The sequence below is a fragment of the Halomicronema hongdechloris C2206 genome (genome assembly GCF_002075285.3).
GTDB lineage: Bacteria > Cyanobacteriota > Cyanobacteriia > Phormidesmidales > Phormidesmidaceae > Halomicronema_B > Halomicronema_B hongdechloris.
In genome coordinates this window covers 1,783,293-1,804,527 of sequence record NZ_CP021983.2, presented here as the reverse complement: position 1 = coordinate 1,804,527, position 21,235 = coordinate 1,783,293, and the positions used below count along the sequence as shown (strand labels likewise).

Annotated in this window: 21 protein-coding genes; 12 read left to right on the top strand and 9 right to left on the bottom strand. The window is 56.5% G+C overall.

What is annotated here, in order from left to right; all coding sequences use genetic code 11:
* Nucleotides 1-82 precede the first annotated feature (82 nt).
* From XM38_RS08165 to XM38_RS08150, 4 genes are all read left to right on the top strand, one after another.
* Complete coding sequence (locus XM38_RS08165) at nt 83-346, top strand: TM2 domain-containing protein (protein ID WP_080814114.1); 264 nt, start codon at nt 83-85, stop codon at nt 344-346.
* Nucleotides 347-438: 92 nt separating this feature from the next.
* The gene (locus XM38_RS08160) at nt 439-732 is read left to right on the top strand and encodes a TM2 domain-containing protein (RefSeq protein WP_088429488.1); all 294 of its coding nucleotides are present in this window, start codon (nt 439-441) and stop codon (nt 730-732) included.
* Between the two features lie 15 nt (nt 733-747).
* Nucleotides 748-1,236 carry a DUF2752 domain-containing protein gene (locus tag XM38_RS08155; protein WP_202978854.1) on the top strand — a complete coding sequence of 163 codons (489 nt, stop codon included), beginning with the start codon at nt 748-750 and terminating at the stop codon, nt 1,234-1,236.
* Nucleotides 1,237-1,244: 8 nt separating this feature from the next.
* Nucleotides 1,245-1,436, top strand: a complete 192-nt coding sequence (locus XM38_RS08150; RefSeq protein WP_080814109.1) for a hypothetical protein — start codon at nt 1,245-1,247, stop codon at nt 1,434-1,436.
* On the opposite strand, the gene XM38_RS27505 is transcribed toward XM38_RS08150, so the two are convergent.
* The 4 genes from XM38_RS27505 to XM38_RS08135 all read right to left on the bottom strand — a co-directional run bounded on the left by XM38_RS27505 (nt 1,433) and on the right by XM38_RS08135 (nt 4,008).
* Complete coding sequence (locus tag XM38_RS27505; protein WP_256995552.1) at nt 1,433-1,558, bottom strand: hypothetical protein; 126 nt, start codon at nt 1,556-1,558, stop codon at nt 1,433-1,435. The genes XM38_RS08150 and XM38_RS27505 overlap by 4 nt on opposite strands.
* Before the next feature lie 23 nt (nt 1,559-1,581).
* Nucleotides 1,582-2,181, bottom strand: coding sequence for a hypothetical protein (locus XM38_RS08145; protein ID WP_088429484.1), 600 nt, complete (start codon nt 2,179-2,181; stop codon nt 1,582-1,584).
* A 109-nt stretch (nt 2,182-2,290) separates the two neighbouring features.
* Entirely contained in the window at nt 2,291-2,722 is a 432-nt protein-coding gene (locus tag XM38_RS08140; protein ID WP_080814105.1) for a DUF2267 domain-containing protein, read from the bottom strand.
* Nucleotides 2,723-2,910: 188 nt separating this feature from the next.
* The gene (locus XM38_RS08135; RefSeq protein ID WP_088429482.1) at nt 2,911-4,008 is read right to left on the bottom strand and encodes a glycosyltransferase; all 1,098 of its coding nucleotides are present in this window, start codon (nt 4,006-4,008) and stop codon (nt 2,911-2,913) included.
* Nucleotides 4,009-4,760: 752 nt separating this feature from the next.
* On the opposite strand from XM38_RS08135, the gene XM38_RS08130 reads away from it, so the two are divergent.
* The 5 genes from XM38_RS08130 to XM38_RS08115 all read left to right on the top strand — a co-directional run bounded on the left by XM38_RS08130 (nt 4,761) and on the right by XM38_RS08115 (nt 11,169).
* Nucleotides 4,761-6,080, top strand: coding sequence for a TldD/PmbA family protein (locus XM38_RS08130; protein ID WP_080814101.1), 1,320 nt, complete (start codon nt 4,761-4,763; stop codon nt 6,078-6,080).
* Between the two features lie 57 nt (nt 6,081-6,137).
* Nucleotides 6,138-8,270 (top strand): chloride channel protein, encoded by a 2,133-nt coding sequence (locus XM38_RS08125; protein ID WP_225889232.1) that lies wholly within the window; start codon nt 6,138-6,140, stop codon nt 8,268-8,270.
* A gap of 157 nt (nt 8,271-8,427) precedes the next feature.
* Nucleotides 8,428-8,736: a universal stress protein gene (locus tag XM38_RS26865; protein WP_225889230.1), complete on the top strand. Its 309-nt coding sequence runs from the start codon at nt 8,428-8,430 to the stop codon at nt 8,734-8,736.
* 33 nt (nt 8,737-8,769) lie between these two features.
* The gene (locus tag XM38_RS08120) at nt 8,770-10,737 is read left to right on the top strand and encodes a CHASE2 domain-containing protein (protein WP_225889451.1); all 1,968 of its coding nucleotides are present in this window, start codon (nt 8,770-8,772) and stop codon (nt 10,735-10,737) included.
* A 144-nt stretch (nt 10,738-10,881) separates the two neighbouring features.
* Nucleotides 10,882-11,169, top strand: coding sequence for an RNA recognition motif domain-containing protein (locus XM38_RS08115; RefSeq protein ID WP_080814254.1), 288 nt, complete (start codon nt 10,882-10,884; stop codon nt 11,167-11,169).
* A gap of 88 nt (nt 11,170-11,257) precedes the next feature.
* On the opposite strand, the gene XM38_RS08110 is transcribed toward XM38_RS08115, so the two are convergent.
* On the bottom strand, nt 11,258-11,764 hold the full coding sequence (locus tag XM38_RS08110; RefSeq protein WP_080814252.1) for a hydrogenase maturation protease: 507 nt from the start codon (nt 11,762-11,764) through the stop codon (nt 11,258-11,260).
* Between the two features lie 16 nt (nt 11,765-11,780).
* Between XM38_RS08110 and XM38_RS08105 the strand changes: the two genes are divergently transcribed.
* From XM38_RS08105 to XM38_RS08090, 3 genes are all read left to right on the top strand, one after another.
* The gene (locus XM38_RS08105; RefSeq protein WP_080814250.1) at nt 11,781-12,686 is read left to right on the top strand and encodes a lysophospholipid acyltransferase family protein; all 906 of its coding nucleotides are present in this window, start codon (nt 11,781-11,783) and stop codon (nt 12,684-12,686) included.
* 644 nt (nt 12,687-13,330) lie between these two features.
* The gene (locus tag XM38_RS08100) at nt 13,331-14,773 is read left to right on the top strand and encodes a Mu transposase C-terminal domain-containing protein (protein WP_202978852.1); all 1,443 of its coding nucleotides are present in this window, start codon (nt 13,331-13,333) and stop codon (nt 14,771-14,773) included.
* 34 nt (nt 14,774-14,807) lie between these two features.
* A complete protein-coding gene (locus tag XM38_RS08090) occupies nt 14,808-16,178 on the top strand; it encodes an IS4 family transposase (RefSeq protein WP_080813551.1) in 1,371 nt (456 codons plus the stop codon).
* A gap of 68 nt (nt 16,179-16,246) precedes the next feature.
* Here XM38_RS08090 and XM38_RS08085 read toward each other — a convergent pair whose 3' ends face one another.
* The 4 genes from XM38_RS08085 to XM38_RS08070 all read right to left on the bottom strand — a co-directional run bounded on the left by XM38_RS08085 (nt 16,247) and on the right by XM38_RS08070 (nt 20,995).
* Nucleotides 16,247-16,549 carry a nucleotidyltransferase family protein gene (locus XM38_RS08085; RefSeq protein ID WP_225889228.1) on the bottom strand — a complete coding sequence of 101 codons (303 nt, stop codon included), beginning with the start codon at nt 16,547-16,549 and terminating at the stop codon, nt 16,247-16,249.
* A gap of 5 nt (nt 16,550-16,554) precedes the next feature.
* On the bottom strand, nt 16,555-17,109 hold the full coding sequence (locus XM38_RS08080; RefSeq protein WP_080806001.1) for a Uma2 family endonuclease: 555 nt from the start codon (nt 17,107-17,109) through the stop codon (nt 16,555-16,557).
* Nucleotides 17,110-17,133: 24 nt separating this feature from the next.
* The gene (locus tag XM38_RS08075) at nt 17,134-20,532 is read right to left on the bottom strand and encodes a helicase-related protein (RefSeq protein WP_088429480.1); all 3,399 of its coding nucleotides are present in this window, start codon (nt 20,530-20,532) and stop codon (nt 17,134-17,136) included.
* 67 nt (nt 20,533-20,599) lie between these two features.
* The gene (locus XM38_RS08070) at nt 20,600-20,995 is read right to left on the bottom strand and encodes a restriction endonuclease (RefSeq protein ID WP_391540780.1); all 396 of its coding nucleotides are present in this window, start codon (nt 20,993-20,995) and stop codon (nt 20,600-20,602) included.
* Nucleotides 20,996-21,235 lie beyond the last annotated feature (240 nt).

Below are 21,235 nucleotides of genomic sequence, written 5' to 3'. Positions count from 1 at the left end.
GGTTTGTTTATAAAAGCTGGGCATTTAGGATTAGGGCATCTAACCGAGTGCAATTCTTAATACTGATATTAGGAAGATATCCATGACAAGTTCCGGTTCTGGTAGCGCTGACCGCAAAATTGCGGCAGGAATCATTGCGATTCTGTTGGGCTCCCTAGGTATTCACAAGTTCATCCTGGGCTATACCACCGAAGGCATTATCATGCTATTGGTGTCATTACTCACCTGTGGTGTTGGCGGCACCGTCATGTGGGTGATTGGCATTGTAGAAGGTGTTATCTACCTCACTAAAACCGACGACGAATTTGTCGCAACCTACATTGTCAATAAGAAAGGGTGGTTCTAATCCCTGATTGATGCGACCAGTCCCATGGCCTTATCTGCATACAGCGGTTCTGGCTGACTTTCGCTATAGCTATTGCAATTTAGATCCAGATTATGACTAATCAAAATCCGAATTCGGAGGTCTCTAACAAGAAGATCTTGGTCGGTGTTTGTGGAATTCTGCTGGGGTCTCTCGGTATTCACAAGTTTATTCTCGGCTACACCACCGAAGGGATTATTATGCTAGTGGTTTCCCTGGTGGGGATGGCGTTATCCTGCTTAGTTGTCCCAGCAGTTGCCCCAGTGGCGATGGGGGTCATTGGTTTGGTGGAGGGAATTCTCTACCTCACCAAGACCGACGAAGAGTTCTATGCCACCTATATGGCAGGGAAAAAAGCCTGGTTTTAGTTGGGTATGCGCGTTATGACCCTACGGTCTCTGAGTCACTCTCCCCACTGGCAACGACTCGCCCTGCTGGGGGGAGCATCGATACCCCTAGTGGGGGCGTGGTTATTTAACCACAATATCCTTGCCTATCCCTGGGACAATTGCCTCTTCCAGCAGGTGTTTGGCACCATCAGCCCCTCCTGCGGCTTGACGCGCTCCTTTCAGGCCATTGCCCGCGGAGACTTGGCAACGGCCTGCAGCTACCACCTATTCGGGCCGATTTTATTCATCATCTGTCTGTATCTCTGGGGACGAGCGCTGACAGAACTGCTCTGTAAGCCAGCCTCAACCCTCCTATCGATTGCTCCACTGAATAATCGCTATCTGCTGGTGGGCTTAGGCGCTAGTTTTATTGGGTACTATGCCATGCGGCTGTATAGTCGCCTGGATGCTGACTGGCTACCCCAGGGGCTCACAGAGAATCCTATCTGGCAATTTTTAACATCAGCGGTCCCTGTACTCTGAAGCAGCCCATGAAAATTCAACGCAAAGGCTTACTGTTACTGCTGCTGCTGCTGAGTTGCCTCAGCTATTCATGGCTCGGCAATCTAGACCTGCCGCTGATCCTGAAGGGGTATGTGTTGATTGCCCCCCTGCAGCTATTGGCGCTGATGTATGTGGCCCACTGGAATTGGTCTCGTCGGGAGACCTTGCCGCCGGGTTAGCCCGCCATTAAGGCGAGTCTCGATTCAGTCACCGATAGCGGGCCGCAGGAGGTGCGCCGCAGGGGATGGGAGATGTGGAGCCGTTGCTCTTCCCTAGGGGAGAACAGCCTGTACAGAGTCATGAGTTGTCATTCCAGGTCGCGCCTTAAAACTCATCCTCTGGAATCGGCTCCGTTTGGGCTTGGCCGTGGAGCACCGGGTGTAACGTGACCTCGTAGGTTTTCCAATACTCACTGGTATCGTCTCGTTGCACCACAAACTCCAGGGGCTCACTGAAAGCCAGTACCGTGCGCAGGCGGCGAAATTGTTGCTGTTGGGCGTCCCAGTCGGTGCCGAGGGCAAACTTGAGGAGGCGGGTGCCGGCGCCTAAGTTCTCTAAGACCACGGTTTTATGGGCCTGCACATAGACAACGCGCAGGGTCTGACCAGAGGCGGCATCGACTAGCTTGGCCACGGCGTCCACATCATTGCCGTTGGCAATGGTTAGCTGACTGTAGCCAGATTGGCCCCGGGGAGGCTCAATGTCAGTGCCATTGGCCAGCGACACCGGCAATCGTAGCTCTGGCGGCGTTGCTAACTGGGCCAGGCTGGGAGCCACCGGCCTCATAGATGAGACTTGGCCCTCTGAGGTGAGTAGGGGTAAGGCGGCGCCTATGCCGCAGAGGCCCAAAATTGCGGCGAGCTTCGCTAGGGTCTGGCGAGGATGATTGGGGACTGTGGGGGGCAAGGTACGCAGATAAGCCATCGTTGTCCTCTCCGGTAGGGGGCTCAAGGTTACTGGCACTTACCTCTGAAGCCCCCATACCTATGCAGTGGACTTATTGTGTACACGCCCCCCGCCTCAGCCTAGAAGGCTAGACCTGCTCCCACAGGACCCGCAATCCCTCGGGTAAAATGCCAGCAATTTCTTGACTTCTCTCGGCTGGCAGCTCTTCTCTGGCGGCAGAAAACACCGCGATGATCACCGACTCTGTATTGGCCCCTTGCGGTACACTGCCTTCTTGCTGTACCCGGCGCAGGAAGGTATCTGCGTCGATCTCTAGGGGAGGTCGCAGCTTACTGAGAAAGGACACGATGGGGTTGTCATCCTTCCAGAGATTGGCAATTTCTTGATTATCGAAGGATGCTTGGATGCGCTCCGAGGCCTCTGTGGTCATCATGTCCCGCATGGTTCGAAAGACGACGAAGGTGAGATCTCGAGCGTCATAAATATCGGGTAAGTTAGCCCGCTGCATCACCTTTTCCAGAAAGGTTCTTTCGGTATCGCTAATGTTGGCGGAGGTCATGATAGTCTCCTAATTACGCTAGAGTGCCGTATCTCGATGAGGTTGTGTGGGGTAGACAGGCGCCACCCCAAACCTGGCAGGTCGATGCTATCACGCATCGTGTGAGGCAGCCGGGCAAACCTAGCTGGCGGCGGTTGTAACGGTTGGCTACACCAGCAGGTAGACCTTTATCGACGCCAATCTAGCGCTCAGTGAGCAAATAGCTTCAAATAGTTTTGGGTGGCGCCCTGTAATTTAAACTGCTCTAGCCAGCTCTGATCGACGGTGGGATGGTTGCCATCTAGAACGGCGTCAATGGCTTCGGCAATGGCATCGCTATCCCCCACCGGAACTAGGGGACCGTACTGTCCCCCCTTGAGAATTTCGTCGGGGCCGCTCTTGCAGTCGGTGGAAATGACCGGCAGCCCTAGGGCCATGGCTTCGATTAAGACGGTGGGCAGTCCTTCCCAGGCGGAGGACAGCACGAAGGCCTGGGCCCGGGCCATGTAGGCATAGGGATTTTCTACGTAGCCCAGTAGGGCGGCGTCGGCTGCGATGCCCAAGTCATCGATCAAGGCTTGTAGGGCCTCTTGTCCTGGTCCCCAGCCCAAGATGGCTAAGCGGCAGGGACGATGCGATCGCACCTGAGCAAAGGCGCGAATCAGGGTGGGAAAATCTTTCTGGGGCTCCAGCTTCCCCACCCCGAGGATCACTGGCCACTGCCCTGGCTGCAACCAGGGATGCTCTACCGCTTCGGTAGCCTTCCCCTCTAGATCCGGAGTAATCACGGGATTATAAATAGCATGCAGCTGATCTGGCGACAGACGGCCCAGCTGCTCTAAATCGTGGCGGGCCCCCTGGGAGACAGCCACCACCTTATCGGCCAGGGGATATAAATGTCGGACCGCCAAGGGAATGAGTCGCTGCTTCATGCCTTTGGTGCGGGTCAGAGAGCGGGACAGGGTATTGTGCTCAGTGACGATGATGGGGGTGTCAACTCGGGCCAGTCGCTTGGCCACAATGGCCAATTCATTGGCGTAGTGCATGGCGGCAATCAAGGCCGCTGGCTGTTCGCGGCCTAAATACCGGACCAAATTCGGCAAACTCAGGAGAGGTCGAGAGGCCCCTAAATCGACGAGGGTCACCCCAGAGGGAACCTTCCACAAATGGGGGCCCCAAGCCTTGGCTAATATCAGGTCAACCTGTAGGCCACTGTCTAAGAACCCCTTAGCCAAGTTCAGCATCACCCGCTCAGCCCCGCCCCCGCCGAGATAGCTGAGAAATAGGGCGACTCTCTTCGAGTTCATAGGCTCTGTCAACCTCGAATCTTGAATAAACAAATTCTGACCGGTTTCTCTCGAGTCCCCTAGCCTATCTCTGGGCCGCTCTGGGAGAACTCTCTGTAGGAATAATCGGCTCTGTAGACAACCCCTTTAGCGATAGGAAGCAGCAGCCGGAAATACTATAGTTAGTTCCCAAGAAGCTGCTAAGAAAAGGGTTAATATCGATGTTTAATATTGATCTCTAAATGGGAGCATCCCAGTTTTGCAAGTTTGCCCTCACCCCCTCAGTCCCCTCTCCCGAAAATGGGCGAGGGGGAGGCCATAAAAGGCTTTCCAGGTCACCTTCTTGCGTGAAGGTCGCGAAAGTGGGATGCACTCTCTCTAATGCACTCTCTCTAAATAGATGAAGTATTCAACGGATACCTTATTGCAGGATAGTAGACGCCTAGGCGTAATCCAAGGGCATACTATTTAATCTCGATAAAGTTTGGCAGATCTGTATCAAATTCATGCCAAGGCATGACGCTCAGATCAGGTCTTGCCGGTAAAGTCACTGACAGCCCCCTCTGAGAGGACATTTGAAAACTCGGCTGAAAGCCCTGCCGGGTAAGCGTTTTAGAGCGTATGGCTCTGTTGGCCAGAATCCAGTCTGGAGTAAGGTTGCAGGTACTTTCCCAATATCCTCTGAGCCCGGTGCCTGGCTGCGAGGGTGCCGAGTGATCCCAGCCTGTGAAAAGATAGGAAAGTATTGTAAGTGGGGCAGTTGCCCGTGGTGCATGAAGTCTGGTGAGTCATGGGACACGTTAGCAGAGGCCTTGCTGCTGCTAGCGAAGCGATCAGGGGCAGAAGCGGCTGAGGTGTTTCAGTCTCGCTCTCTGTCACGGCCAGTGTTTTTCGAGGCCAACCGGTTGAAGCAACTGGAAAGTTCTCAGAGTGAGGGCACGGCCCTACGGGTATGGCGGCAGGGACGACCGGGGTTGGTGGTGGCCTATGGGGAGATTGAGCCCCAAGTCCTGGTGGATAAGGCCCTGGGCTTAAGTCGGTTGAATCCCCCTGAGACCCTCGAACTGACACCAGGTAAGCATACCCGCTATGCCGATATGGGGCAGCCAGTCTCGGTGGAGCAGTTGATCGGCTGGGGCCAGCAGGCCATTGCTCTGGTGCGGCAGGAGTATCCGGAGGTGCTGTGTGAGGCGGAGTTGGATTGCGAGGTTGAAACGACTCGCCTAGTCAATTCCCTCGGCTTAGATTGCAGCTACAGCGATACCACCCTGAGCGGCTCGCTCTCGGCGGAATGGGTGCGGGGCGAGGACTTCCTCTCGGTGGGGGATGGCCAAATCCGGCGCAATAGCTTAGATCCGGTTCACCTAGCCCAGCAAATTTTACAGCGACTGCACTGGGCCCAGCGCAATGTGGCGCCTCCCCTAGGACGAGTGCCGATTTTGTTTACGGCCAAGGCGGCTGATGTGCTCTGGGGCACGATGCAGGCAGCCCTGAGCGGTAAGCGGGTGATTGAGCAATCGTCTCCCTGGTGCGATCGCATCGGTGAACAGGTGACCTCGCCCCTGCTCACCCTGAGCCAAGACCCCGAGGCCGGTCCCTTTAGCTGTCCCTTCGACGATGAAGGCACCCCTACCCAGCCCTTGATATTTCTAGACCAGGGGGTACTGCGCCTGTTTTATACCGATCGCACCGTCGGGCGAGAACTAGGCGGTGGCTCCACCGGCAACGGCTTTCGCCCGAGCTTGGGCAGTTATCCCACCCCAGGCTTATTCAATACGCTGATCCGTCCCGGGATGCGATCGCTGCCCGACTTAATGGCCAGCCTGGACCACGGCCTGGTCATCGATCAGATCCTGGGCAGCGGCGGTGGCATTTCTGGGGAGATATCCATCAATGTAGATTTAGGCTATCGGGTGCATCAGGGCGAAATTCTAGGGCGAGTCAAAGACACGATGGTGGCTGGGAACATCTACACCGCCCTGAAACACATTCAAGCCCTGGGGGCCGATGCCGCCTGGAACGGAGCCTGTTATACCCCCTCGGTGGTGGTTGCCGGGCTCTCGACCACAGGCGGTGGGCTAGCGGCTGCCTAGGGGAATCAACCCTACGGTCTATCTCACCATGCCCGATTCAAGCGTCAGAGCCAGCTCATGAAGCGTCTCTATCCCTTCCTCAGCCGCAGACGGGTAGCCATCCTGGAAGCCTGTATCATCGGACTCGTGTCGGGGCTAGCGGCCGTGGCCCTGAAACAAGGGGTAGAGGGGTTAATTCAGTGGCGCTCAGAGCCCATAGTCTCTACCTGGTTACTGTTCCCAACCATCGGTTTGATCGGCGGCTGGTTATCCGGTTGGGCCATCCAGCAATTCGCCCCCGAGACATCCGGCAGCGGCATTCCCCACATCAAAGCGGTGCTGGGCTACGTGCCCATGGCCCTGAATCTGCGGGTCGCCCTCGTGAAGCTGGTCAGTACCCTACTGGCCCTGGGATCTGGCCTCTCCCTGGGGCGACAGGGCCCCACGGTCCAAATCGGCGCCGCCTTGGCCGCCCAACTGAGCCATTGGGTCCCGACCTCACCAGAGTATCGGCGCCAGTTGATCTCGGCCGGCGCTGCTGCTGGCCTGGCCGCCGGATTCAATGCTCCCATTTCCGGCATCCTGTTCGTGGTGGAGGAACTGCTGCAGGATTTTTCCGGCCTGACCTTAGGCAGCGCTATTCTGGCCTCCTTCGTCGGCGCGGTGGTCTCTCGCCTATTGGGGGGCCAGGGCCTGAATCTGACCATGGGCACCCTACCCGTGGGCCTAGGGCTGGCCGATCTGCCCTTTCTAGTCCTCTTGGGCCTGATGGCTGGGGTACTAGGCACCCTGTTTAACCGGGGGATCTTTGCCAGCCTCAGTTTCTTTCGCCGCATGAAGGGCATCAGCTTACCGGGTCGGGTGGGCTTGGCCGGGCTCTTGACTGGGCTAGTGGGTATCTGGCTGCCGATCGCCGCCCAGGACAACACGGGGTTGCGGGAATTTTTAGTCACCGGGGAAGCGGGCTGGCAGTTGATTGCGGTGGCTTTTCTGGCCAAATTTGGTCTTACCCTGATCGCCTATGGCTCGGGGGCACCGGGGGGAATCTTTGCCCCGACCTTGGTTCTAGGCTCGGCCCTGGGATGCCTGGTCAGTTTTCTGGCCCAGGGGATCTACGGCGGCCTGGGATTACCGCTGGTGGCGGCTAGCACCACCACCTATGCCCTGACCGGGATGGGGGCCTTTTTCAGTGCGGTGACGCGAGTGCCGATCACGGCCATCGTGATCGTGTTTGAGATGACGGCCAACTTTAACTTGGTGCTGCCCCTGATGATTGGTGCTGGGATTGCCTACCTGATTTCTGAGCGGGTGGCCAGTGGCTCCGTCTACAGTGGTCTACTGCGCTGGCAGGGGATTGAACTCGAGGCCACCCCCACCGCTACCAACCCCTGGATGAATCTGACCGCTGCCGATCTGATGCAACGGCGGGTGGAAACCCTCTCCAGCCAGATGACCTTGCAAGAGGCCATGGAAGCCTTTTCGCGATCGCATCATCGCGGCTTTCCCGTGGTCGATGGCAGGCGGCTGGTGGGCATTGTCACCCAGAGCGACCTGGGGGCGGCCAAGGTGCAAGCTCGAGAAGCGGCACTACCGCTGACTCAAATCATGACTCCCCATCCCGTCACCGTGAACCCGACGGCCTCTCTGACCCAGGTGCTGCATCTGCTCAATCAACTCAAGATCAGCCGCCTGCCGGTGACCCAGGAGGGAAAATTGGTGGGCATCATCACCCGGGGAGATATCATCCGGGCCGAATCGGACCAGGTGAGTGGTCAGGCCAATCCCCCTGGGCCCCAAGCATCGCCGTCCTATCCGGTCTACCAGATCCGCGGACCAGCCACAGGTCAGGGGCGACTGCTGCTGCCCCTCAGTGATCCCAACAGCGCCCCGTTGCTGTTACAGATGGCTCTAGCCATGGCCAAGGCCCAGCAGTATGAGGTGGAATGCCTACATGTGATCAAGGTGCCGCGCTCCGTGCCGCCACCGGAGGCCACCGTCGATCTGCGCTCGGCCCGGCGCTTGCTCTGGCGGGCCGAGCGTCTGGGGCGGCAGCAGGGGGTCTCGGTCCATGGTCAGATCCGGGTAGCCCATGAGGTGGCCCGCACCCTGTTGGAGGTGATTAAAGAGCGCCACATCGATTTGATCTTGATGGGCTGCAACGGCAGACCAAGACGCCAGGGCGGGTGTTGGGGGCGGTTGTGGATACGGTGATTCGCCAGGTTCCCTGCCCCGTCGTGGTGGTGCGACCCGGGAATTCTCTGGGGTTTAACCGCTGGTTGGTGCCCACGGCCGGGGGCCCAAATTCCCAGCAAGCCCTGCAGTTGCTACCGGGGCTATTGCGGCTGGGGCAGTCACCGCGGGTGCAGCTGTGTCACATTGCTACTACCGACGCCGATCAAAGGCCTATCGAGACCGGCTCATGCCGCTGGCGGAGCAATTGCAGGAGCGACTGCAGGTGCCGGTGACGCCGATGAGCTTGATGCGGTCGACGGTGGCAGACTCCATCGTGCAGCTTGCTGAGACACACGAGACCCAGGTCATCCTGCTGGGGGCGAGCCGCGAGAACCTATTGAGTCAGGTGCTGCACGGTAATATTCCCTTAGAAATTGCCCAAACTACTGACTGTACGGTAATCCTGGTGCGCCATGCTGACTTCGGTGAAGTCGCTGACGCCTAGCGGGGATAATTCTGTATCACAGGTGCCGTTTTGATGCGCTCACTGTTGTCTTGGTCCCGATGCCTCCGTCGCCCGGTGCTGACTCCGCCGGGCGGAGACGGGGTGATGGTGGTTGCGATCGCAAGTCTGGCCATTACCGCTGCGGTGGCAGGCCTGAATCACTGGGGCTGGCTGCAGTTCTTAGAGATGCAAGCCTACGATCAACTGCTACGCCTAGAGTGGCGCCTGCGAGTGGGGCCGCAGGGGCGGGTCTTCCACGACGAGCGGCTGCTGATTGTCGGCATCGACGAAGCCGACATCACGAATCTGGGGGAATTTCCCATCTCCGATCGGGTGCTGGCCCAGGCCCTAGCCAAGCTGCAACGGCATCGCCCCCGCGCCATCGGCCTAGATCTCTACCGGCCCACGCCCCAGGGAGAGGGCCATGCTGCCCTGCAACGCCAATTAAACACCCCCAACCTGGTGGCCATCACCAAGCTGGGCGATGACCTGACCCCGGGGGTGCTGCCACCGGCGGGGGTGCCCGAGGACCGCATCGGCTTCAACGATGTGGTGGTCGACCCCGACGGCGTGGTACGACGCAACCTCTACATCGGCGTTGCCCCCAACTCACCCACCGACCCAGACGTCGCCGTGTACTACTCCCTAGCCCTGCGGTTGGCCATCCTGTATCTGGGGCAGACTCCCCAGGCCAGCCCCAGCCACCCAGAGGCCATGGTCTTGGCAGCCGCCACCTTCAGGCCATTGCATTACTACAGCGGCGGCTACCAAACCATCGACGACCGTGGCTATCAGGTCCTGCTGGACTACCACTCCCCTAGGACCCCAGCCCAGATCGTGTCTCTGCAAGAGGTGCTGGCGGATGAGGTAGGGGCTGAGCGGATTCGCGATCGCATCGTGCTGATTGGCTCCGTCGCCCCCAGCCTGCGAGACCTGTTCTATACCCCCTACTCGGCCAGTCAAACCAGCCAGCACCAGATGGCCGGCGTGGTCCTCCATGCCCAAATGGTCAGCCAGATCCTAGATGCCGCCCAAGGCGACGGCGCTCTGATCTGGACCTGGCCCCTCTGGGGCGAGCATCTGTGGTATTTAGTGTGGGCCATCGCTGGCGGGGCTGCCGTTTGGCCCTTACATCGCCCCCTGGTGTTGGCCTTAGTGCAACTGTTCTGGTTACTCGGCTTGAGCCTAATCGCCCTAGGCGCCGTCATCAACCAGGGCTGGATTCCAGTGGTGGCCCCCGCCTTGGCCACCGTCAGCAGTAGCGGCACCGTATTGGCCTACCAAGCCCAGCGCTCCTATCGGCAGCGACAGATGATGCAAAGCCTGCTGGGGCAAAACACCTCCCCTGCCATTGCCCAGGCGCTCTGGGAGAACCGTGATCGGCTGTTGCGCTCTGGGAAATTACCCGGTCAGCGCCTGACCGCCACCCTGATGTTCACCGATATTCGTAACTTCAGCAGCCTGGCAGAAGTGACCGCTCCCGAAGCCCTGCTGGAGAGACTGAACGACTATCTCAGTGCCATGACCGACGAGGTGCAGCGGCATGGGGGCATCGTCAATAAATTTACCGGCGACGGTCTCCTGGCGGTGTTTGGCGTCCCCATTGCCCACACCCAGGTTGACGACATCGCCCATGATGCCCAGTCTGCCGTCGACTGTGCCCTGCAAATGGCCCGGCGCTTGGAGCAACTGAATCAGCACTGGCAAGGTCAAGGGCTAGCGCCCCTGGAAATGCGGGTGGGTATTTTCACAGGGCCGGTGGTAGTGGGTAGCTTGGGCGGCTCGACTCGCCTAGAATATGGAATTATCGGCGATAGTGTGAATATCGCCGCTCGCCTGGAGAGCCTCGATAAGACGCGGCAGTCATCGAGTTGCCGGATCCTCATTGGTGAGGCGACTCAACAATATCTCAACAGTGGTGTGCCGCTAGAGCACTGGGGAGCATTTCCCCTGAAGGGCCGCCAGCAAACCGTTAGAGTCTTCCGGGTGGTGGAAGGATGAGGATGTGTGATGGGCTACTGCCATTGCCCCCTGAATGAGCTATCATAGCGCACAATTGTTCGGGTTTAGATGCTGAGGTGAGTGCTATGCATGGCTCTGGCTTCTCCGAGCAGTTAATGTCAGCGTTTCGGTTCGGAGATCATTGTGACTATTTACGTCGGGAATTTATCATTTCAAGCCAGCGAGGACGACTTGAAAGATGTATTCACTGAGTATGGTGACGTCGTTCGCGTCAGTCTTCCCATCGATCGGGAAACAGGTAGAAAGCGTGGCTTCGCCTTCGTTGAAATGGCCAATGAGGCCAATGAGGAGTTAGCCATTTCTGAGTTAGATGGGGCTGAATGGCTAGGCCGTGAGCTGCGAGTCAATAAGGCCCGACCTCGGGAAAACAACAACCGCCGCAATACGAGTTTTTCCCGCAATCCTCTCTAGGCGTCACAGTCATCGTATTACCGAGTCTTGTCGCAGCAGCCCTGCTGTCGGCAAGGTTGTTACAGTAGGCCGCCGTTTGCTTGAGGGACTAGCGGTTGGCTTGAATCAGAGCCTCAATGTGCGCTAACGCCGCGGCGACCCCGGCCTGGGCTAAGGACGATAACTCTTGGCCGGGGCCGAAGTCGACAGCGGGGACTTCTATCCACCAAGCCTGGGGCACCCGGCCATAGACAGAGGCTGTCAGGGCCAGCAGGGAGGCGGGGTCACAGCTGTGGCCGAGGGCAGGCGTTGACGATCCCGAGGTTTCTACCCCATAGGGAGCAATGGGCGTGACTTTTACCGGGGTCGTGGCTTCGGTTTTACAGGCATCCACAAAGATGACATGGCTGGCTGCTGCCAGTTTGCCAGAGAGCTCTGGCCTCAGGGAGGGCACTGCTACAGTCGTGACATGGGCATAGTCCTTGGCCGCCAGGTGAGCCACCACTTGGGCCCCAATGCCGTCGTCGCGATGCTCAGGATGGCCATAGCCAACCACCAGAAAGCGGGTTGACCCCGCAGTGGCCGGGTCGCTGGCGGGGGAAGCAAGATCAGACATTGACACGTATCCTCCTATGGCCCTTGATCGCGATTTTCTCAAAGCCGCCGCTACTGTTGTCGAGCAGTACGTTCGGGCGCGGCTGGCGCCTGCCGATACCCTGACTGGTTGGTCCCTAGACGACCGTGACCCGGATACAATTAGCGCGTTATTGCCCTTCTACGGATGGCTCTATCGTCACTATTTTAGAGTCCAAACCGATGGTTGGCAGCACATCCCCGAGACGGGCAATGTGCTGTTAATCGGGTCCCACAATGGCGGCTTGGCCGCTCCCGATACGGTGATGATGGCCTACGACTGGCTGCGGCGATTTGGCCCTGATCGTCCGGTCTATGCCCTGATGGAACCTAGCATTTGGAGGTTACTACCGGGGGTGGCTCGCCTGGCTACCCAGGTCGGTACTCTCCAGGCCAATTCCCAGCTGGCGGTGGCAGCCCTACGGCGGGGTGCCAGTTTGCTGATCTATCCAGGGGGACTGCGGGATGTGTTTCGTCCCCACAGTCAACGCGATCGCATCTGCTTCTATCACAATACCGGTTTCATCAAGCTGGCCTTACTGGAAGAGGTGCCGATTGTCCCGTTGATATCCTACGGCGCCCACGACACCTTAATTGTGCTGGCCGATCTCTATCCCTACCTGGCCCAACTCCATCGTTGGGGCCTACCCTGGCTCTTCGGCCTAGATCCTGAGGTGTGGCCCCTCTATCTGGGCTTGCCCTGGGGGCTCTCACCGGGACCCCTACCCAATCTGCCTCTGCCGGTCCCCCTGCACACCCGGGTGTGTCCGCCTATTATTTTTGAGCGCTGTGGCCTCGCCGCCGCCCACGATGAGGCCTATATCGAGGCGTGTTATCACAGGGTTTGCGAGACCATGCAGCGCCAGCTGGATCAGCTGTTTGCCGAACACCAGCCAGAGGGATGATTTTGGCACTGAGTCAATCAGGAAACACTTGGCAGAGTGAAGATGCGCGAGCAGATCTTAGGATAATCTCTGTGCTCGGTGGCCCTGGATAGGGACAGTGAGATAGTTCCGTAGAAACTTAATTGTGGGTCTACTGAAAGTGCGTCAGTTTCTCCAGTCTGATTGAGTCTTATTTTGAGATAAAGCTTGTCAGTATCACTAAGCGATCGCCAACAGCGTCGAGATAGCAACCAACAACTTGGAAGATTCCTGCACCAACTCTGTCGCACTAGGAAGGCCCGCAAGGGTTCCTTTGAGTATCTTTATGGCTGTTTTTGCAGCTTTTTTGTACAGTGACTTTCTAGATGTCATCGGGACAAATTCCTGTCGTCAGCCTGTAATCCTTTCACGCTAGGCATTCTAGAAGCCAGGCCTGCCTGTCAGCAATCTGCTACCCCTCATATTTTTAGGACAAATTAGCTGTCGCGTCCCGAAAAAGTGACACATAGTGTGTCGCTTTTGTTTTTGAGCAAAAGATTCTAAGTGACAAAATGGGTGTCGCGTTTTAGGTTCTTTGCGTATAATACACTTGAACTACCAAGCTGCTTTGCTCTAGAGGCTCTGCTTAGTCAGAGTGAGCATGTTGTTCTTTGAGGACCTTGCTTATGGTGCTGGATGTTACTCGGAGGACGCTAGATTTTCCCAAAGGAGAAGCAAACTCGGGTGGTGATCTGAGTAAAAAAGCGGGTCATGCCATCGTGGAAGCCCTGGACAAGGAGGCTCAGCGAAAGTTAGAGGTAATTCAGTCTTTACTTGAGCCTTGCGATCGCACCACCTACGGCGACGAACTCCGCGATACGGCCCAAAAGCTCGGCTGTTCAGTTCGGACAGTGCAGCGGCTGGTTAAACGCTGGGAGATAGATGGAGTTGCTGCTTTGGTTTCCTCGGGCAGATCTGACCAGGGCAAGCACCACATTTCAGAGTTTTGGCAAAGCTTCATCGTCAAAACTTACGAGGCGGGTAATAAGGGCAGCAAGCGGATGAAGCCGAAGCAGGTAGCTGTCAGGGTTCAGGCCAAAGCTCGCGAAATAGGAGACGACCAGCCGCCTAGCTACAAAACGGTGCTGCGGGTGCTAAAGCCAATTATTGAGCGGAAGGAAAAAGCTAAAAGTATTCGCAGTCCAGGCTGGAGAGGATCTACCCTCTCGGTAAAAACTCGTGATGGAGAAGGTTTAGGGATTGAGTACAGCAACCATGTGTGGCAGTGTGACCATACTCCTGCTGATGTGCTGCTAGTCGACCAGTATGGGGAACCTGTTGGACGTCCTTGGCTCACGACGGTTGTGGATAGTTATTCTCGCTGCGTAATGGGGGTCAAAGTCGGGTTTGATGCCCCCAGTTCACAGGTGGTGGCCCTGGCACTGCGCCATGCCATCCTGCCCAAGAAGTATGGCGCAGACTACAAGCTGAACTGCGAGTGGGGCACTTACGGTAAGCCTCAGCATTTTTATACCGACGGTGGAAAGGACTTTCGCTCTAGCCATATCCAGCGGATTGGAGCTGATCTTGGCTTTAGTTGCCATCTGCGCGATCGCCCCCCCGAGGGCGGTATTGTCGAGCGGGTTTTTCGGGCTCTCAACGACCAGTTATTTTCTACTTTGCCGGGTTATACCGGATCCAACGTTCAGCAGCGGCCTAAAGAGGCCGATAAAGAAGCCTGCCTGACCTTACGCGAAATAGAGCACCTGATTGTTCGATTTATCTGCGACAACTATAACCAGACTGTGGATGCTCGGATGGGAGATCAGACGCGCTTCCAGCGTTGGGAGGCTGGACTACCGGATGTCCCAGACGTAATCGAGGAACGCCACCTGGATATGTGTCTGATGAAGGCCAGCCGCCGGACGGTGCAGCGGGGCGGATATCTTCAGTTTGAGAATCTGATGTTTCGAGGAGAGTACCTGGCCGGATATGCCGGGGAAACAGTGTCGCTGCGGTTCGATCCTGACGACATCACGACAGTGCTGGTGTACCGGCAAGAAGATAAGCGCGAGGTGAATGGCACTGACATAAGAGAGCAAAAAAGGCTTCAAGCGCTTGATCTGTAAGAATCAAAGCGTCGAAGCCCATAACCATGTCTCTATGATGCCGAATCGTGCAGCAGTCCTCAAGGAGCAATACCAGAACAGCATCGGTCTACCGTTTAGCGATGTGCTGCCGGAAGCAGAGATTCAGGCGGTGCTGGAGGCCCAGGGAGTCACTTATCGCCAAGTGCTTTACACCCCGATAGTGGTGCTGTGGAGTTGGCTGTCGCAAGTTCTCGATTCGGACAGCAGTTTGAGCCATGCTGTCAAGCGCGTGACGACCTGGATGCGGGTGGCTGGATTGAGCGTGCCGTCGGCGGATACGGGCGCCTACAGCAAAGCCCGCAAACGCTGGCCCGAATCGATTTTTCCACCGCTTGTAAAGCGCGTCGCCACGGCTTTACAGGCGCAGGTATCCCCAGCTCAGCGGTGGTGCGGTCGGGTCGTGAGGGCGTTTGATGCGACGACGATTTTGATGAGCGATACCGAAGTGAATCAACGGGCGTATCCCCAGCACAGTAATCAAAAGAGCGGCTGTGGCTTTCCCCTCCTGAAGCTGCAAGTGTGGTTTTGTGTGACCACAGGAGCGGTATTGGAAGTCGCAATGGCTCCCTTTCGGGTCAGTGAATGGCGCTTAGCCCGTCACCTCTATCAGACGTTGTGCCCAGAGGATGTGGTGGTGGCCGATTCGGCTTACGGCACCTATGTCGATTTGGCTGGAGTCACCGCGATGGGAGCCGATGCCGTCTTTCGCAAGCATCATCAACGCCGTTGTGATTTCAGGCGCGGCAAAAAGCTAGGCATTGGCGACCACATCGTCCGGTGGCAGCGCCCGAAAAAATGTCCTCATGCCCTTTCACCGGAGGAGTTTGAGGCGTTGCCCGAGGCGCTTGAGGTGCGCGAAGTCTATCTCTCGATTCAAGTCCCTGGGTTTCGCCCGAGCAACTTTGTGGTAGTGACCACCTTGATAGACCCCAAACGCTATCCTAGAGCCAAATTGGCCCAACTCTATCAGTTGCGTTGGCAAGCCGCTGAAGTCAATCTCAGACATCTCAAAACCACCTTAGCCATGGAGATGGTTGCCGCCAAAACCCCTACCATGGTGACTAAAAGTATTTGGGTGCATTTGTTGGCCTACAATCTGCTGCGAACGCTGATGTGGGAAGCCGGCGCCGATGCCGAGGTCGGGGCTTTGCGGCTCTCCCTACAGGGCACGCGGCAACAATTCAATCATTTCCGACCCGAGTTGCTGCATCTCTCGCCATCTGCGCGACCGCAAGGCTACCAAGCCTTGTTAAACGCTGTGCGGGAGTTGATTATCCCTTTTCGACCGCACCGCTCAGAACCCCGAGTGGTCAAACGTCGCCCCAAACCGTTCCCCAGAATGCAAGAACCGCGCTCGGTTGCGAAAGCTAAACTAGTTGCTTGATACGGCTTATGTCAGTGCCATTCACTCAGTAGTCGCCAGCAACGTTCTGCACCCGCTCTGGCCAGTCTCTAGAAGACACAAATCATATCCTCTAGTACAGGTTGTCGTAGATGGGCTTTTAGGGCGGCGAGGGTGCCCACATCCACCGGGCGTTCTAGCAGATCTTCCAGATAGTGCTGCACCTGTAAGAGCTGAAAAAAGCCCACCGGGTGAGAAAATTCGACGACGAAATCAACGTCACTGCTCTGAGTCGCCTGGTTACGCGCCACAGAACCGAACAGATGCAGCGATCGCACCCCCATCGCCTCTAGGGTGGTGCGGGCCGATCTGACCTTGATTAATACGGTTTCTCGTTGCAGTTGACGGGTCATTTCCCCTAGCCCTCGATCAGTCGCTGCACCGAAACTTCCACCTCAGGAAAGGCTTGAGGCGTAAGTGTGCCCTGGGTCAGGGTCGTTGCTTGCGGGTAGTCCCCTTGCTCTGGCTGCCAGAGCACCGTCACAGTAAGGCGCTTCAGATTGACAATCCAATATTCCGGGATCCCCGCCTGGGCATAGGTCGGTCGCTTCACTTCAGAATCCTTGACCCAACTGGTGTTGGCATATTCAATCAACCAAAAAATATCTTCGGGATAGGGATGGCGCGTGCGATACAGCTCCCGCCGAGGATGGACGATGGCGATATCCGGTTCTGGTTCAGAGTCGCTGTTGGGCAACGTGATGGGTTTAGCTTCTCGAATCAGCGCCCTCGCCCCCAGCAGCCCCCGCAGATAGTCCGCCGCATCGGTGCTGGTCTGGGCATGTTCGGGGCCTTCGGGTGCCATTTCAACGATTTCTCCATTTAGCAACTCCACCCGACGCTTCGCCAAAATGTTGGCCGCAATCATCTGGTGATATTCATCCAGTGACCATTTAGCGGTGGTAATTGTCATGTGCTGTCACCTCCTGACTCTGTTTTACCTGGCTTGAAACAATCCCATTGAGCAGATGATTTGCGGCTCGCAGTCAGACTCGCTTTCATGCACCAAACAAAGCCGTTCATCCTGGTAGAGTGCCACCACCAAATCCGCCAGCTGATGATCATCAATGCCGCTCTTGAGCTGGCGATTGAGCTGGTCAGTTGCCGTCTGCCGCAGGGGATGACGATAAATCAAATCGATCGCGTTCAACAGATCTTGCGACTCAAATAGGGTGCCCTTAACTGCCTGAGCATGTCGCTTTAAACGTTCATAGGTGCGGAAGCGGGCTCCGGAGGGTCGCCCCAACTGCCCGCCAGAACTCTTCTCTTCTTTCAGAATGTGCTTGACGCCCTCGCTCACCAGCTTGTGGTGGTCGGGGTCTTTGGGAATCGCGGGGGTTTCGGATTCACACTGCGCCAGTCGCAGAATTGCGAGCTGGGACTGGGTAATGCTCTTGCCTTCGCGATCGATGAGGGCGAGGGCGTCATTACCTTCCGGCGTTTTTAGGTATACCAACACGCCCTCTGGCTGCCCTGATGTGGGGGCGTGAGCACGGGTGGAGTAAATCACCGGCGGTAGGTTTTCAATGGTCGGCTTCAACGTCGGGTCAGCATCGATGGCATTCTTCCAGATTTGGTAGGCTTCCGAGGTCAGGTCCACCTCCGAGTCAGCCTCACCATCGAGAATGCCGGACTTCTCATGATACAGGTCGAGGATGGTCTGCTCGTCCATGTCATCCTCAAAAAATGCCTCATCCGTGCCCACCACCTCGGCGTTCTCCTGAAGTCGCTGCCGCAGGCGACTCCGCAGCCGAATAATGCGTTCTACCCCTTCCACGGGGAGGAAGGAATAGCAGAGGATTTGATCTGCCGTTTGCCCAATGCGATCGACCCGTCCGGCTCGCTGAATCAGGCGAATGATCGCCCAGGGCAGGTCATAGTTCACGATGATGGCGCAGTCTTGCAGGTTCAGACCTTCACTCAGCACATCGGTAGCCACCAGTACCCGTAGCTCCTCTGCGGCTGGAATCGGTTTGTGATTGCTCCTAGGACTGAACCGCCACGCCACAGCTGCCGGGTTGTCGGAGTCGCCGGTGACCCCCTCGATTTGCTCAATGCCTGCCCGCTTTAACTCATCGGTGAGATAGCGAGCGGTGTCGGCAAACTGTGTAAAAATCAGCACCTTCTCATCGGGATGCTTCAGGGTCAGCAGCTCAATCAGAGCCGTCAGCTTGGTATCCTCAGTAGCTTGCCAGGTGCCACAGTTTTTCAGAATGGTGGTGAGGATTTGGGCATCGGCCAGCAAGCTCTTCTTCAACGCCACCTTGAACAGGGCGGGCTTGATCCACTTGAAACGCCGCTTGTAACGGGTCGCATACTGCTCATACACCTCTGCCGCCCGTTGTCGATAGTCGGCATCGGCCAGGTCTAACGCCGCTTCGGTTGCCATGTCTTCGTCTTCAGCTTCAACGTCAAACAGACTGGCTACCAGCGCATCGGTATCCTCGTCATTGTTGCGAGTGTCCAGTAGCGACGCTTCCTGGCTCCCGATCGGCAAGTCTAAGCCTTGCTCAATGGCATGGAGAAAGATGTAGTTCCGCAGAATGTGGCGATCCAGCGATTGAATAAAGGCCGGACCACCACTTTCCAGCCGCTTGTAGAGGTTGGTCCGACTAAAGCCCATCAGTCGTTTACCGGCCCGCGACAAGCCCTTAAGCTGCCGTTCTTCATCAGCGGTCAGCTTGCGGTTACGGGTCGAGATGGCATAGTTCCCCAGCCCATAGCGCGGCAGATTGAACCCGTTAATAGCTTCCACCACGGCCTCGGAGTACAGCACGGCGTAAGGGCTGCTCTCATCTTCAGCTTGGAACTTGAGGGTCTTAGGTTGTCGCTCTGGGAAATAGGCCCGCCGCCCATCGGGAAATTCTAGATACTTACGAGGGGGCCGATTTTGCCACTCTTTTTCCAGCGGTAATTGCTCCTCTACCTCGGCGTAATTGTTTTGAATGAAGCTGCGGGTGCGGCGCACCATATAAAGCTTCATCAAATCGTGCCAGTCATCAGCGTGCTCGCTCAGCTCGAAGGCCCGCAGCGATCGCACCGCTGCCTGATGCTTGCGAATAAACTCCAATTCGCCGCCAATCTGGTCCAGTAGTCCTTCAGGGCGAATGCCCAAGTCTTTGTCTTCCGAGACAAACAGCTGCAGTTGGGCCGACAAGTCCAAATAAGTCTTGTTGTATGGGGTGGCCGACAGCAGAATGCAGCGGCACTCATTCATCGCCACGTATTCCTGAATCGCCCGATAGCGCTTCCCCTCCCGGTTTCTCAGGTTGTGGCTTTCATCAATGAGCACAACGCGATAGCGCCGCAGCTCCGGCAGTTCGTTTTGTACCCGGCTGATGGATAGCATCTTGGCTAATAGTCGATAGCTGTCTACGTAGTCCTGCCACATGGAGACCAGGTTCTTAGGGCAGATAATCAGCGTTTCCAGGAAGAAGTCATCTTGCAGAATGCGGGCAAGGGTCGCCCCCACCAGCGTCTTCCCTAGGCCCACCACGTCGCCGATCAGCACGCCTCCCCGTCGATTAACGTGGTGAGCGGCAATCTGTACTGCTGCCTTCTGAAACTCAAAGAGCTGTATATCAATATCGCGGGGAATCCTGTATTCCGACAGTCCTGCCCTGGCTTCCTGAGATAGGTGGTAAGCGATCTTGAGATAGATGTGGTAAGGCGGTGGCTGCTGTTCCCTCGCCCAGCTTGAGTCAATGAGATCTGCAAGGTCTTCCGAGATGTCAAAACACCAATACTCATTCCAGCGATCGTCAAACCATCGCTGCAACTTCTCACAGGCATCGTGGTCGAGCACATCGACGTTTAGCTCGCCTTGGTAGGACAGGCCGGAAAACGTCAGGTTACTGCTCCCCAGAAAGCCAACAATCGGACTGTGAGCATCCTGGCGGTGAACCAGATAAAGCTTGGCGTGTAGGCTGTGCTTGAGAAATAGCTTAACGACCAGCTTTTTAGCGCGAATTTGGGCGCTGAGCTTGCGGAGGGCAGCCTCCTCGCGATCGCTAGGGATACCGATGGCGAGCTGCTGACGGAATTCCTGAGCAATGCGTTTCTTGAGCTGGATGACTTTCCGGTTGTCGATACCGCCCTTGCTAGAGAGGAGGCTTCGCGACTCGTATAGTTCCTCCTGGGGCAGCTTGTTCATGCCAATCAGGAGACGGCAACAGGCTCCTTCCCCACCCGCAAACTGGTTAATCTGAGAATCCACTTCATCCCAACCCCGCAGGTTGAAGTAGCCCACGCAAAAATCAGCCCGGTATGCCGAACCTAAGGCGCTACATAGGGCCGGGTGAAAATGCTGCTCAATGTTGTCGAAGATTCTGGGCAATTAGGCTATCCCCGCGATTTGATGCCTTGAGCAGTCCTATCACAATTTAAGCCCTGATGGCTCCAATCTACCCGTCATCTAAACTCTCTTCAGATTGGACGAAAGCATCGGCATCCAGCTCTAACAGCTCAATAGTACGGTTACGGACGCCAAGACCATACTCAATCAGCAGATCAACCAGCTTTTCTCCGTTAATCAGGGTGATTGGCAGTTCCCCCGCTTCAAAAGCTACCTGTACGGTGCCCTTTGAAAAGTTGCCCGTGGTGATAATGGTGCCTCGCACCGCCTGAAACCGATACAAAGAGCCTCTCAAGGCATCCAGCACCGGACGTTGAGTGTTGGTCTTTTGACGTTTTGCCTGAACGACTTCCCGAACGGAGGTGATCCCCAGCTCAATATCTGCTACAACGTCTACGCCCTTATCGTTTGATGGGGAAGTGACGGTCACGTTCTGATAGTTCATAGCCTCCAGAAGCTGCTTAATCAGGTGCTCAAAGGCATAAGGGGTCCATGGCTTCCAGCAGTTCCTGCGTATAACTGCACAACCTTTTTGTCCTCATTAGATAAGGAGAGAATTGTGGGAGCAAGTTTTGGGATATTTCCAAGAAATGTGACTCTTTGGACTAAACTATGCTGACTGCATTACTAAAAACCTCGAATCCCTTATGTAGCAATACTTGTAGGTCTTAGAAACTTAAACAGA

Bases quoted from the DNA above. Each gene is read 5' to 3' on its own strand.
- XM38_RS08165 (WP_080814114.1), top strand. From the start codon at position 83: ATGACAAGTTCCGGTTCTGGTAGCGCTGACCGCAAAATTGCGGCAGGA.
- XM38_RS08160 (WP_088429488.1), top strand. From the start codon at position 439: ATGACTAATCAAAATCCGAATTCGGAGGTCTCTAACAAGAAGATCTTG.
- XM38_RS08155 (WP_202978854.1), top strand. From the start codon at position 748: ATGACCCTACGGTCTCTGAGTCACTCTCCCCACTGGCAACGACTCGCC.
- XM38_RS08150 (WP_080814109.1), top strand. From the start codon at position 1,245: ATGAAAATTCAACGCAAAGGCTTACTGTTACTGCTGCTGCTGCTGAGT.
- XM38_RS27505 (WP_256995552.1), bottom strand. From the start codon at position 1,558: ATGACTCTGTACAGGCTGTTCTCCCCTAGGGAAGAGCAACGGCTCCAC.
- XM38_RS08145 (WP_088429484.1), bottom strand. From the start codon at position 2,181: ATGGCTTATCTGCGTACCTTGCCCCCCACAGTCCCCAATCATCCTCGC.
- XM38_RS08140 (WP_080814105.1), bottom strand. From the start codon at position 2,722: ATGACCTCCGCCAACATTAGCGATACCGAAAGAACCTTTCTGGAAAAG.
- XM38_RS08135 (WP_088429482.1), bottom strand. From the start codon at position 4,008: ATGAACTCGAAGAGAGTCGCCCTATTTCTCAGCTATCTCGGCGGGGGC.
- XM38_RS08130 (WP_080814101.1), top strand. From the start codon at position 4,761: ATGAAGTCTGGTGAGTCATGGGACACGTTAGCAGAGGCCTTGCTGCTG.
- XM38_RS08125 (WP_225889232.1), top strand. From the start codon at position 6,138: ATGAAGCGTCTCTATCCCTTCCTCAGCCGCAGACGGGTAGCCATCCTG.
- XM38_RS08120 (WP_225889451.1), top strand. From the start codon at position 8,770: ATGCGCTCACTGTTGTCTTGGTCCCGATGCCTCCGTCGCCCGGTGCTG.
- XM38_RS08110 (WP_080814252.1), bottom strand. From the start codon at position 11,764: ATGTCTGATCTTGCTTCCCCCGCCAGCGACCCGGCCACTGCGGGGTCA.
- XM38_RS08105 (WP_080814250.1), top strand. From the start codon at position 11,781: ATGGCCCTTGATCGCGATTTTCTCAAAGCCGCCGCTACTGTTGTCGAG.
- XM38_RS08100 (WP_202978852.1), top strand. From the start codon at position 13,331: ATGGTGCTGGATGTTACTCGGAGGACGCTAGATTTTCCCAAAGGAGAA.
- XM38_RS08090 (WP_080813551.1), top strand. From the start codon at position 14,808: ATGATGCCGAATCGTGCAGCAGTCCTCAAGGAGCAATACCAGAACAGC.
- XM38_RS08085 (WP_225889228.1), bottom strand. From the start codon at position 16,549: ATGACCCGTCAACTGCAACGAGAAACCGTATTAATCAAGGTCAGATCG.
- XM38_RS08080 (WP_080806001.1), bottom strand. From the start codon at position 17,109: ATGACAATTACCACCGCTAAATGGTCACTGGATGAATATCACCAGATG.
- XM38_RS08070 (WP_391540780.1), bottom strand. From the start codon at position 20,995: ATGAACTATCAGAACGTGACCGTCACTTCCCCATCAAACGATAAGGGC.